The sequence below is a fragment of the Gynuella sunshinyii YC6258 genome, assembly GCF_000940805.1.
GTDB lineage: Bacteria > Pseudomonadota > Gammaproteobacteria > Pseudomonadales > Natronospirillaceae > Gynuella > Gynuella sunshinyii.
Map to the genome: position 1 here is coordinate 560,044 of NZ_CP007142.1, position 12,410 is coordinate 572,453.

At 44.8% G+C, this 12,410-nt stretch carries 11 protein-coding genes; 6 read left to right on the plus strand and 5 right to left on the minus strand.

Going from position 1 to position 12,410, the window contains the following annotated elements; all coding sequences use genetic code 11:
- Positions 1-65 precede the first annotated feature (65 nt).
- From dnaN to YC6258_RS02565, 4 genes are all read left to right on the plus strand, one after another.
- Positions 66-1,169: a DNA polymerase III subunit beta gene (gene dnaN, locus YC6258_RS02550; protein ID WP_044619667.1), complete on the plus strand. Its 1,104-nt coding sequence runs from the start codon at positions 66-68 to the stop codon at positions 1,167-1,169.
- A gap of 16 nt (positions 1,170-1,185) precedes the next feature.
- The gene (recF, locus tag YC6258_RS02555) at positions 1,186-2,286 is read left to right on the plus strand and encodes a DNA replication/repair protein RecF (protein WP_044615658.1); all 1,101 of its coding nucleotides are present in this window, start codon (positions 1,186-1,188) and stop codon (positions 2,284-2,286) included.
- Complete coding sequence (gene gyrB, locus YC6258_RS02560; protein ID WP_044615659.1) at positions 2,279-4,693, plus strand: DNA topoisomerase (ATP-hydrolyzing) subunit B; 2,415 nt, start codon at positions 2,279-2,281, stop codon at positions 4,691-4,693. The genes recF and gyrB overlap by 8 nt, the downstream gene beginning before the upstream one ends.
- Positions 4,694-4,906: 213 nt before the next feature.
- Positions 4,907-6,712 carry a sulfatase-like hydrolase/transferase gene (locus tag YC6258_RS02565; RefSeq protein WP_044615660.1) on the plus strand — a complete coding sequence of 602 codons (1,806 nt, stop codon included), beginning with the start codon at positions 4,907-4,909 and terminating at the stop codon, positions 6,710-6,712.
- 78 nt (positions 6,713-6,790) lie between these two features.
- Here the strand turns inward: YC6258_RS02565 and YC6258_RS26930 are convergent, their stop codons facing one another.
- A complete protein-coding gene (locus YC6258_RS26930; protein WP_052830012.1) occupies positions 6,791-7,396 on the minus strand; it encodes an HAD family hydrolase in 606 nt (201 codons plus the stop codon).
- Positions 7,397-7,515: 119 nt separating this feature from the next.
- Here YC6258_RS26930 and YC6258_RS02575 point away from each other — a divergent pair, with 119 nt between their 5' ends.
- Positions 7,516-7,995 (plus strand): peroxiredoxin, encoded by a 480-nt coding sequence (locus tag YC6258_RS02575; protein WP_044615661.1) that lies wholly within the window; start codon positions 7,516-7,518, stop codon positions 7,993-7,995.
- On the opposite strand, the gene aroE is transcribed toward YC6258_RS02575, so the two are convergent.
- From aroE to YC6258_RS02595, 4 genes are read right to left on the minus strand one after another with little or no spacing between them, the layout of a single operon-like run.
- Complete coding sequence (aroE, locus tag YC6258_RS02580; protein WP_044615662.1) at positions 7,992-8,813, minus strand: shikimate dehydrogenase; 822 nt, start codon at positions 8,811-8,813, stop codon at positions 7,992-7,994. The genes YC6258_RS02575 and aroE overlap by 4 nt on opposite strands.
- A gap of 46 nt (positions 8,814-8,859) precedes the next feature.
- Positions 8,860-9,408: an L-threonylcarbamoyladenylate synthase type 1 TsaC gene (gene tsaC / locus YC6258_RS02585; RefSeq protein WP_044615663.1), complete on the minus strand. Its 549-nt coding sequence runs from the start codon at positions 9,406-9,408 to the stop codon at positions 8,860-8,862.
- Positions 9,409-9,441: 33 nt separating this feature from the next.
- Complete coding sequence (gene dprA, locus YC6258_RS02590; RefSeq protein ID WP_044615664.1) at positions 9,442-10,530, minus strand: DNA-processing protein DprA; 1,089 nt, start codon at positions 10,528-10,530, stop codon at positions 9,442-9,444.
- A 60-nt stretch (positions 10,531-10,590) separates the two neighbouring features.
- Positions 10,591-11,535, minus strand: coding sequence for a LysM peptidoglycan-binding domain-containing protein (locus tag YC6258_RS02595; RefSeq protein WP_245627003.1), 945 nt, complete (start codon positions 11,533-11,535; stop codon positions 10,591-10,593).
- Positions 11,536-11,876: 341 nt separating this feature from the next.
- Between YC6258_RS02595 and def the strand changes: the two genes are divergently transcribed.
- Positions 11,877-12,398 (plus strand): peptide deformylase, encoded by a 522-nt coding sequence (gene def / locus YC6258_RS02600; RefSeq protein WP_044615666.1) that lies wholly within the window; start codon positions 11,877-11,879, stop codon positions 12,396-12,398.
- Positions 12,399-12,410 lie beyond the last annotated feature (12 nt).

A 12,410-nucleotide genomic window follows, 5' to 3' on the forward strand; every position in this document is an offset into this window, starting at 1 on the left:
TTCAGCATATTCGGCGACCCTTTTCAATTAATAAGATTTTTACCCAATAAGTGAGAAATAGGATGATTAAATTTTCGGTGCCAAGGGATGCTCTGATCAGACCTTTGCAACTTGTTTCCGGTGTCGTTGAGCGTCGGCAAACTTTACCTGTTTTATCGAATTTGTTGGTGGTGTTGGAAAATAATCAGATTTCACTAACCGGAACAGATTTAGAAGTCGAACTTATTGGCAGGTTATCTATAGAAGGGCCGGCTTCTGATGGTGAAGTGACAATTCCTGCCAAAAAATTAATGGATATTGTTAAGTCGCTACCAGATGACGCGATGATTACTTTTTCAACCGACGAAAGTCGAGTCATCATTACCAGCGGTAGAAGCCGTTTTACTTTGTCCACATTGCCTGCGTCTGAATTTCCTAACGTCGAAGATGAACAAGACAATCTGACCTTTGGCGTCGACCAACAGATATTGAAGGGACTTATCGATGCCACATCGTTCGCAATGGCTCAACAGGATGTTCGCTACTACTTAAATGGCATGCTGCTGGAGATATACCAGGGCCATATGCGTACCGTCGCCACTGATGGCCATAGACTGGCCCTGAGCTCTGTAGAAATGGATATGGTCACGGAGGGTCGCAGGCAGGTCATTATTCCTCGCAAAGGGATATTGGAATTAGCCCGACTGTTGGGGGAGGGAACTGGTGAGGTGCAGGTTTCTATCGGTAGCAATCATGTTCGAGTAAAAACTCCAGGCTTTACCTTCACCTCCAAACTGGTAGATGGGAAGTTTCCTGACTATGAGCGTGTGTTACCGAAGGGTGGTGATAAGATCATTGTTGCAGAACGGGCTGAGTGTAAATCGGTTTTTGGGCGAGCGGCTATTTTATCTAATGAAAAGTACCGGGGTGTCAGAATCATTTTACAGGATGGTAATCTGCAGGTTCTTGCTAATAACCCGGAGCAGGAAGAAGCCGAGGAGAACATGGCGGTGGACTATGACGGCGAAAGACTGGAGCTCGGTTTTAACGTGAATTATCTGTTGGATGTTTTCAATGTTATCAATGGTGATCAGGTTCAAATGATCATGTCTGATCCCAATAGCAGTACTTTAATTCACGACGCAGAAAATAAAGGGTCTCTTTACGTTGTGATGCCTATGCGGCTTTGATGAACTTAATTAGATAGTGACTATACACAGGCTTCATATCCAGGGAGTTCGTAACATCTCCGATGCCAGATTGGAGCCTGCCTATTTTGTAAATATTGTTTTCGGTGATAATGGTTCTGGAAAAACGTCGGTATTGGAGTCCATTCATATACTGACTCACGGACGCTCCTTCCGCTCTACCTCCTCAAAAAACACTACCCTTATTCAGCAGGGTCTGCATGCTTTAACCGTATACGGTGAGATTGGAGAAATTCACAACCATGTTGGTGTGTCCAAGGCCGTTGACGGTGTTAATCAAATAAAAATATCTGGCGAGAAAGTAACGGCCGTTTCTGAACTTGCCAAATTGTCTCCGGTGCAAATCATTGATGCACAGGCATTTGACTTATTGACAGGTTCTCCTGCAGTCAGAAGACAGTTTCTTGATTGGGGTGTGTTTCACGTGGAACACGGGTTTTTAAATGTGTGGCAACGTGTACAGAAGGCGCTTAAAAATCGGAATAGTTTGCTACGTTCTGGTAAAATAACCGACCCTATTCAGATGTCTGCCTGGACCAGAGAATTTGCATCCGCTGCTGAAAGATTGGATGAGTATAGACAGCAATATCTGGAAAGATTCAAACAACAGTTTGTAGATATATTGGCGAAGTTGACTGACTTAGACGATTTTTCTCTCTCGTATCATAGGGGATGGGATAAAGCCCGAAGTCTGTTGGATGTTCTCGGTGCATCAGAGGATGTTGATATAAAAACAGGCTTTACCCATAGCGGACCTCAAAGAGCCGACATTCGTATTAAATTAGGTAAGCACAACGCGGCAGATATTCTTTCGCGAGGCCAGCAAAAACTGGTTGTTATCGCTATGAAGCTTGCGCAAGGCGCCCACTTACAAACATTTAAAGAACATAAGCGCTGTATTTTTTTGCTGGATGATTTACCAGCGGAGCTGGACAGCAACCACACACATAAAGTGTGTCAGATTTTAGAGCAGATGGATGCCCAGGTTTTTTTAACGTGTGTTGAACCGGGTGAACTACTGGAATTTTGGAACAATAAAGACCAAATTAAAATGTTTCACGTGAAACACGGCCAGGTCTCAGGAGAATTAGATGAGTAAAGAATATGATTCCTCGAGCATCAAAGTACTAAAAGGGTTGGATGCAGTCAGGAAAAGGCCAGGTATGTACATTGGCGATACTGACGATGGTACCGGCTTGCATCATATGGTTTTTGAAGTGGTTGATAACTCTATTGATGAAGCTCTGGCTGGTTATTGTAAGGATATCCTTGTCACCATTCACCCAGATGAATCCATAACGGTTATCGATGATGGTCGTGGTATTCCAGTCGATATTCACGCTGAAGAAGGCCGCTCTGCTGCAGAAGTAATCATGACCGTACTTCATGCCGGTGGTAAGTTTGATGATAATACCTATAAAGTCTCTGGTGGACTTCATGGAGTAGGGGTATCAGTTGTAAATGCTCTTTCTAAAGAACTGGTGCTGACTGTTCGCAAAAATGGCAAGGTTCATGAGCAGACTTATATACACGGCGTTCCCCAGGAGCCTTTGAAAGTAGTGGGAGAAAGTACTGGTACTGGTACGACAATCCATTTTAAGCCTTCTGCAGAAACGTTTAATAACATTGAATTTAACTGGGATATTCTTGCCAAAAGACTGCGGGAGTTATCATTTCTAAATTCTGGTGTTTCTATCATCCTGAGAGATGAGCGGACCGGCAAGGAAGAACAATTCAAATATGAAGGTGGTCTGGAAGCATTTGTTGGCTATTTAAATCAAAATAAGCAAACTCTAAACAAGGTGTTTCACTTCACCACTGAGCGGGAAGACGGCATTACCGTTGAAGTGTCGTTGCAATGGAATGACAGTTATCAGGAAAATATTCTTTGTTACACCAATAATATCCCTCAACGAGATGGTGGTACGCACCTGGCGGGCTTTCGGTCGGCTTTAACGCGAACACTCAACAACTATATTCAGCAAGAAAATATCCTTAAAAAACAAAAAGTTGCGACATCTGGTGATGATGCTCGTGAAGGTCTGGCTGCTATTGTATCAGTGAAGGTCCCTGATCCTAAATTCAGCTCGCAAACCAAAGACAAGCTGGTTTCTTCTGAGGTAAAAGCAGCTGTAGAACAGGAAATGGGGGAAAGGTTTACTGAGTATCTTCTGGAAAACCCGAATGATTCAAAAATTATCGTCGGTAAGATGATCGATGCTGCCAGAGCCAGAGAGGCTGCGAGAAAAGCCAGAGACATGACCCGTCGTAAAGGAGCGCTGGATATCGCCGGTTTACCAGGCAAACTTGCAGACTGTCAGGAAAAAGATCCCGCTCTGTCCGAACTATATCTTGTGGAGGGTGACTCTGCAGGTGGATCGGCAAAACAGGGCCGTGATCGCAAGACCCAGGCTATTCTGCCGCTCAAAGGTAAAATTCTGAACGTGGAAAAAGCCCGTTTCGATAAAATGCTTCAGTCGGCGGAAGTAGGAACCCTGATTACTGCACTAGGATGTGGTATCGGTCGAGATGAATATGACATTAGTAAGCTCAGATATCATCAAATCATTATTATGACCGATGCGGACGTTGACGGGTCGCATATCAGAACATTATTGCTCACTTTCTTCTTCCGGCAATTACCCGAAATCATAGAAAATGGCCATGTATATATTGCGTTACCACCGCTATATAAAATTAAGAAAGGGAAAACAGAGCACTACATGAAAGATGATCATGCTCTGGATGCCTATATGATCAATCAGGCAATCACTGATGCGGAGTTTTATGTTAATCCGGAAGCACCGCCTATCCGGGAAGTCGCACTGGAAAACCTGGTAAATCAGTACAATTTGGTGATGAATATCATCAGCCGATTGTCACGCCTGTATCCATCAGAGGCGCTGGAAGGGACTATATATATATCCCAGCTGAAAGAAGAACATTTAGCGGATCGCCAGGCTGTTGAGAGCTGGGCCTTGGAACTTCAGAGTTGGTTGGAAAAAGAAGCTGCAACAAATTCCATGCATTTTAAATGTAGCGTAAAAGAAGACATGGAACGCCACATATTTCTGCCAGTCGTTACTGTTCATGCTCACGGGTTGAGTTCAGACCATCCAATGTCTCGTGGATTCCTCGCTGGCCATGATTACGAAGAGATCTGCAAATTGGGTAATGCTATCAACAAGCTGATAGAGCCTGGAGCCTATATTAAACGAGGGGAAAAGACTCAACAGGTGGAATCATTCAAACAGCTTCTTGATTGGTTGATGAAAGAAGCTAAACGAGGTTACACGATCCAGCGCTACAAAGGTCTCGGAGAAATGAATCCGGATCAGCTATGGGAAACTACAATGGATCCCCAGACTCGTCGGATGATGCAGGTAAATATCAAAGATGCCATTGCTGCTGACCAGATATTTAACACATTGATGGGTGATGACGTTGAGCCCCGTAGAGCGTTTATTGAAGCCAATGCTCTGAATGTCGAAAATCTGGATTTCTAGCTTATTCAAAGTGTGTAGTATTTTTTGAGATGAATGAAGCAGCCTTTATGGCTGCTTTTTTCTACGCTGACTAAAAAGTTGGATGATGATTTGTGCTGGTATTCAAATTATTGAGTAAAACGACTTTAACCTATATTGCTTCCAAGCTCGTTTATGGTAGTGGGCAAATTTTCCACTTTTCTTTTTATATCCTGGTAACGAAGGACTTTATTTGTGTTAAAAGTAATAAAGAGTAATCTGGCTTTTTTCCTGAAGACCTGTGTATTCAGTATCGTTATTGTTTCGTTAATAATTACCCGCAATGCAATGATGGCAGCGTCGCCCGACACTTACCTTGGCCAGATCTACTATCCGTTGGCTGTCACGGGTCAGGCATATATGCTACATCTGGTTCTGCTCATAATATTCACGGTAATTTCATGGCTCCCAAAACGGTTGTTCAATGGATTATTAGTTATTATATTAACTTCTTTGAATTTCACCTTGCTGCTTGATAGTCAATTGTTTCAGCTATACCGCTTTCATCTCGATATGTTTTTTATCAAGATGTTCTTTATCGATATGGATGGGATGGGTGTTTCATATGGAACAGTTGGTCTTGGGGTGGGGGTACTGTTAGCAATCCTGCTACTGTTTATTGCATTGACTCAGTATGCTCCCAGGTTGCTTTCAAACGGTAAAACAGCGGCTTTTTGGAGCCTATTGTTTGTGAGCACCCTGATAGGGCAATGTATTCATGCCTGGGCATATGCTCATAGCATGAGAGAGGTTGTTTCTTTTTCTCAGGTCATTCCATGGTATCAACCGTTAATTGCGAATGACGATATTCAAAAATGGGGATTACTCAATGAATCCCTGCGTCAGGATAATCTGAATATTTCTGTTAAGTCCTCTGGGACATTCCACTATCCAAAATCTCCTCTGCAATGCCAGGAAAGTAAAGAAGATTACAATATTGTTTATATCGTTCTGGAAAGCTGGCGTTTTGATCAATTAAAGCCGGAAATTGTTCCTAATATCTATCAGATAGGTAAAGAATCTTTGATGTTTACCCATCACCTGAGTGGTGGAAACGTGACGGATAAAGGCCTGTTCAGTCTGATGTACGGTACATCTGCTATCTATTGGGAGGATGCTTTGGGAGCTGGTTCTGAACCAGCATTGGTAAGTGCGTTGAAGCAGAAGGATTATCAGTTTTATATCCTGGCTAACCAGAATATTGAACGTACTAAAGCCCAGGATTTGTTTTTTAAAGGCATCACGGCGATACAGAACCATCAGGAAGGCAGTTCAACGGAAGGAGATCAGGGGCTTGGTCCCAAGCTTATGACGGCAATAGATAATCATCCCAATCAATCGTTTTTCAGCTTTCTATTCTTCAACAGTACGCATTACCGATACCTCACTCCTGAAGGGTTCAAAAAGCCGTTTCTTCCAGCAGAGATGATTGAGGTTTCAGAGGTTGACAATACGACAGATCCGACACCGTATCTGAATCAATATTTTAATGCCGGCCACTTTATTGACCAGCTTGTCGGACAAATCCGAAGCGGACTGGAACAACGTAATCTTTGGGATAAGACCATTGTGGTGATCACCGGAGATCATGGCGAAGAATTTAACGAGTCTGGTAAAAACTACTGGGGACATGGCAGTAACTTCAGTCGTTATCAGTTGCAAGTTCCTCTGGTCATTCATTGGCCTGGGAAGCAGGAATTGATTGAACATCGAACGACTCACGAGGATATTTCTCCTACGCTGGCGATAGAAGCAATAGGGTGTGAAAACACATATGGCGATATATCAACGGGGTCCAGTCTATTCAGTCGTGATAAAAGAACGTTGATTGCGCAGAGTTATGTGAATACTGCAATTATCGAAAATCGTACTGTTAATGAACTTTATCCCGGTTACATCAAAGTCTACGACTTAAATGATATAAATGAACATGCAAAATCCCCGGAGGGATTGTTGCAGGCAACGCAGGAAATAAAGTCGCACTTTCGTATTCAGAACTGACAGGTGGATAATAGCCCAATGATCCGGATTAAATTCCGGTCATTGGCTTGATTGGGCTGTTAATGATGTTTGCAAACGTCATATACAGTCATTTAAATGTTGTAGGCTTTGTTGAATATCCTCAGGACCGAACACCTGAAAACTGTGTATGCCAAGAGATTTTGCAGCTTCGACATTAATGAGACCATCATCGAAAAAACATACTTCACCGGGCTCTACCGCCATGTGTTCCAGAGCACGAAGATAGATCTCTTGATCCGGCTTCATGCAACCCATTTCAAAAGACAGAAATATGTCATCAAAATGCTCCAACAGGCCATAATTTTCCCGTACTTCTGAAATATGTGGAGGATTGGTATTGGACAGCAACGCCAGGCGATAGTGTTTTCTTAATTCGGCCAGAATTTCTTTGGCACTGGATTTGGGGCCGGCCAGCATTTCCATGAAGTCCTTCTGTATTTCCTGCTCGTTTTTGGTAATGCCAAACTCTTGTCGAAAATGACTGATAAATTGATCGAAGCTCGATTGACCGGTCTCAAAAGCCTTCGCTGCTTCTGAATTGATCCATGCCTGATGAAGCTGCTCAATAGGTACATCCCGTTGCAACAACGCAGACACTTTTTCCCGCCAGCGAAGGTCGACGAGAACACCGCCTAAATCTATTAATAGAGTTGTGATTTTCATAATATACCTTATAACTACGCTAGGTTATTAGCGTGTATAAATTCATCCAGAATAACCATGCCGTTTAAGCCTTAAGGCTTAGACCGCACACTCTTTTCTCCAAAAAAAGGAAACCCGTAATGGCTATCAACGTAGGTGAGAAACTACCAGAAGCTACTTTCCATGTCCTGGAAAATGAAGGCATGAAAGAATATAGCACCCAGGATTTGTTTGCTGGTAAAACTGTCGCACTGTTTGCTGTACCCGGCGCCTATACCCCAACATGCAGTGCTGCCCATGTTCCGAGCTTTGTCATTAACTTTGACCGTCTGAAAGAAAAAGGCATCGATACCGTTGCCTGTGTGTCAGTGAATGATGCGTTTGTTATGAAACACTGGGGAGAAAATCAGAACGCCGAAAATCTGCTGATGCTTGCAGATGGTTCAGCGTCATTTACCAAAGCCGTAGGTCTGGAACTCGATTTGACTGCACGTGGTATGGGAATACGTTCGCAACGTTATTCAATGCTGGTGAAAGATGGGGTAGTGACGCAACTGAATATCGATGAGCCAGGTAAATACGAAGTCAGTGATGCTGAAACTCTGTTGAGCCAGCTTTAAAGGCTGGCTCTCAGTTTATCAATAACACTGGAGGTGTCAGTAACTGTTACTTCCCGCCATACCTGAAATGACTCGGCGGCTTGCTCTACCAGCATGCCGAGTCCATCGATGCACTTTGCGGCTCCGAGAGACTTGGCCCAGGCATTAAATCGAGTGTCACCAGAACCGTACATCATGTCATAGCAGACAATATCACCGTGAATCAGCGATTCTGGAACGGGTGGTACTTGGTCATGAAGGCTTGCTGATGTGCCATTGATAATGAGGTCAAAGTGTCCACTCAGGGCCTCATAAGGGCTGCCTTCAATGCTGCCATACTCAGAGAATAACTTAGCCAACAAAGTGGCTTTTTCAACCGTGCGATTGGAGATGACGATTTGTTCAGGGTTTTGTTGTAATACAGGATGTAAAACGCCTCTGACGGCTCCTCCGGCTCCCAACATCAGAATCCGCTTACCCGTCAGTGAAATTTGATGGTTGGCAGTCAGGTCTCTGACTAATCCTGCACCATCGGTGTTGTCCGCATACAACTTGCCATTGCTTAGTTTTTTTAACGTATTGGCTGCGCCGGCAGTAGCTGCCCGTACACTGTGTTCGTCCGCCAGACGATAAGCATTCTCCTTAAATGGAACGGTAATATTGGCTCCTTTCAGATCTTGGGAAAACAGCTCTATAACGGTGTGATCGAATTGATCTGCTTCAACCAGATAGCGGTCATAAACGATATCCTGTCCACACATTTGCGCAAATTCAGCATGAATAAATGGAGACTTGCTCTGATGCACTGGATTGCCGATAACTAGATAACGATCACTCACTGTAAATTTCTCTTCGTTAATAACGGATTAAGGCTTAAAGGTTGGGCTAGCGTATTTGGGCACCCGTCAGGGCATTACGGATCTGGCTGGGTTTGTTCAGGCCTGACGTTTCTCCAGGCAATATGTAATCAATCTGGTTGGCCAGTGTCTTTTGAATCTGGACTCTACGAACTGCAGCAGGTCTGGTGGCAACATTTGCAGATGTAGAAACCAACAATCCGCCCCAGGCATTGCAAAGTTCTCTGACTAACGGGTGTGCCGAAACACGAATGGCTACTGACGCGTGCTTTCCGGTGATCCATTTGGGTAACAACCCCATTTCCGGAAATACCCAAGTATGGGGTCCGGGCCAGCTTGCCAGTACAATCTGTCGGTTTTCCTCGGGAAGATTGCTTAGCCAGGGATTAACGTACTCAACTTTGGAAGTAATCAAGATTAACCCTTTGTGCTCCGGACGATGTTTGATATCCAGAATTCGCTGAACTGCATGGCGATTAAATGGATTACAGCCCAGACCCCACACACCTTCGGTGGGGTAGGCAATAATATGACCTTGAGATAAATGCCGAATGGCTTTGGAAATATGTACGTTCATAAGCCCCGAACTATAAGCAAGCACGACATAAAATCAAAGCCTTAAATAGCCTCCGGGTGACTGCAGAATAAGTCCTTCCAATTCCAGGGTGAGTAACCTTTCACTGAGCTCTGCAACTGAAAGCTGCGTCCTCGCGATAATAAGATCCAAAGACGTTATTTCATAATCGATAGCATTCAGAACGGGATCATCAACTACCGCAGGTTTTACTGTTTTAACTGTCTGAGTGGTTTGCCCGAATTCAACCAGAATATCCTCCACCGAGGCCACCAGTTTGGCACCTTGCTGTATCAACTGATTACATCCCTGACTTTGAGGATTATGGATATTACCGGGGATGGCAAAGACTTCCCGGCCTTGTTCCATCGCCTGATCGGCGGTAATTAATGAACCGCTGCCGGGAGCAGCTTCAATGACTAGAATACCTCTGCTCAGCCCGGATATAATACGGTTTCGTCTGGGAAAATGCCGGGCCAGAGCAGCAGTGCCCACAGGAAACTCGGATACGATAGCGCCACATTGGCTCATCTGCTGAAACAAGAACCGATGTCGCTTGGGATAAATCTGATCCACGCCACAGCCCAGCACGCCGATGCTCGGGTAGCCGGATTCAGCGCAGCCGTTATGGGCAGCCCCATCGATTCCAATGGCCAGGCCACTACAGATAAGCCAGTCCGAACGGGATAATTCACGGGCGAAGGTATCCGCGTTTTTCAAACCGATGGCGGATGCATGACGACTGCCTACGATACCAATCTGATTGCGGTGCAGATATTCCGGATGCCCCATTACGAACAGTACTGGAGGAGGATCAGGGATCTGTCTTAACTGCTCAGGATAATCATCACTCTCAAGCGTTAGTATGTGGTGATTGGAACTGAACTCTAACCAATTAAGGTCGACAGCAATACCGTTCATGATCCAGCTGTTGGATTCGTGCTGTTGATATTGTTGACAGCTGACAATGACACGTTCTGAAAAACCGGCTTGACGCAGACGCTCGGGTTTTTCGGTCAGGAACTCTGCCGGAGATGGGTAGAAATTAAGAACTGCAGTCTGCTTGATCGGGGATAGCCCGAGACGATTAAAGCCCAGCCAGGCCTTCAGGCGAATAACATCCATGTATCTATTCCTTAAACAAAAAAGGCCCTCATAAATTGAGAGCCTTTTATTTCCTATTTATTAATATCCAGGAGTTTTGGTTTCGTCACCGATACTCAGAGGTCTGGTGGCCTCGAGTATGATGCCATAGGACAACTTCTCAAAAGTCCGGAATATCATCAACATGCCGGCATTTTCCGTCGGCAGTTTAGTTGGTTTGTTGGTAATCGGATCCTTGACCACGCCACCCTGATGCCAGACATGCAGGATGTTGCCAGGTTTCACACCTTCCCGATCACCAAGATTCAAGACCACGATATCGTACTGACCAATACCTCTGACGCCTCGAAGAACTGCCAGAATCGAACCACTGACATATTCTTTGGGAGCGCTTGGATAAAATGTACTTTCAAGCAAGTCATTGCTGGCCACCATCAGGCGGTCGCCAATACGGACATTCTCATTGGAACGCTGGATCTGCAACGTGGAAATGTCGTTGTCATTACTGCGTTCAAATGTGGCATTGCCCATGCTCTGACCTTCATAGCCCAGAATTTCCGAGGTTTCGGGATCTACATAGGGGGTCGGGTTAGGACGGTAAATCTGGTAACTTGGAGCAGGGACTTCACCAAAATCACCTCTACCGTAAATGATATCACCGGCACCCAGCACTATGCGGCCTTCAAAACCTCCCAGAATATAGGGGGCGGCTACCAGCTCTTCACGATCAAAGATGCGGTTGCTTGAAAGGAAACTGTCGATGAACTCTCTTGGAATCGCGGGAATGGCGCTCTCGATAGGTTCTACGCGGACGGAAGGTCTTAATTTAACGACTCCGTTCTGCATGTTATCGGATTCCACTACAACAGATGAAGCAGCTCCACCGCGTCGTCCGATGGTCAGCTTGCGCTCTCCACCGACTGTAATAAAACCGATCTCGTCACCCGGATAAATCAGGTGAGGATTTTCAATTTGGGGATTGATATACCAGATTTCGGGCCACAACCAAGGATCTTCTAAAAACATATTAGAAATTCCCCAGAGGGTATCCCCTTTTTTAACTACATATCGCTCCGGGACATCTGGCCGCAATTTCACGACATCTGCAAAGACGGCAGATGCGAATAATAGTCCGATGACAGCGATCCACAATTTCCTCATGGCAGGAATCCCTTGTATCATTCATGGTTAGCTTGGCTGTTTGCCCCGGGAGGTTAGAAATAATCGCCCGGGACCCATATAGTAGCTTACAGCAAATAATAGGCTTTCGGCATAACTCTATGCCCATTCTCTTACTAGAATGGAATGGAGTTCAACTTTTATCTTAGCAGTCAATGCTCTAACCGCACATTTTAAACTGAATTGTTATGGCTAAATTAGAAATTTTAGAATTCCCCGATCCACGATTGCGAACGGTCGCCAAACCGGTAACCGAGGTAACTGATAAGCATCGGCAACTGATCGAAGATATGTTTGAAACCATGTATGACGCTCCAGGCATAGGACTGGCGGCCACACAGATTGATTTTCACGAGCGGATTATAGTGGTCGATGTTTCGGAAGATCAGGATCAGCCCTATGCGTTGATAAATCCCGAGTATGAATGTATCGGTGAACCGATTGACTATCAGGAAGGTTGTTTGTCTGTACCTGGGTATTATGAAAAAGTCACCCGCAATGACCATATCAGAGTCAAGGCACTGGATAAAAACGGTGAACCCTTAGAATTTGAAGCTCATGATCTATTGGCTATTTGTATACAACACGAATGTGATCATCTGGCTGGGAAGTTGTTCGTTGACTACCTGACCAATCTCAAGCGTAGCCGGATCAAATCCAAGCTGGAGAAAAAACATCGTGAAGAGGCCAAAGCGAAAGCTGCGGGCTGATCAGCGAACAGG

Excerpts from the sequence above, each read along its gene's own strand:
- YC6258_RS02595 (WP_245627003.1), bottom strand. The coding sequence starts at position 11,535 with ATGTTTTTAGAAGATCCTTGGTTGTGGCCCGAAATCTGGTATATCAAT.
- dprA (WP_044615664.1), bottom strand. The coding sequence starts at position 10,530 with ATGGATGTTATTCGCCTGAAGGCCTGGCTGGGCTTTAATCGTCTCGGG.
- def (WP_044615666.1), top strand. The coding sequence starts at position 11,877 with ATGGCTAAATTAGAAATTTTAGAATTCCCCGATCCACGATTGCGAACG.
- gyrB (WP_044615659.1), top strand. The coding sequence starts at position 2,279 with ATGAGTAAAGAATATGATTCCTCGAGCATCAAAGTACTAAAAGGGTTG.
- YC6258_RS26930 (WP_052830012.1), bottom strand. The coding sequence starts at position 7,396 with ATGAAAATCACAACTCTATTAATAGATTTAGGCGGTGTTCTCGTCGAC.
- YC6258_RS02575 (WP_044615661.1), top strand. The coding sequence starts at position 7,516 with ATGGCTATCAACGTAGGTGAGAAACTACCAGAAGCTACTTTCCATGTC.
- tsaC (WP_044615663.1), bottom strand. The coding sequence starts at position 9,408 with ATGAACGTACATATTTCCAAAGCCATTCGGCATTTATCTCAAGGTCAT.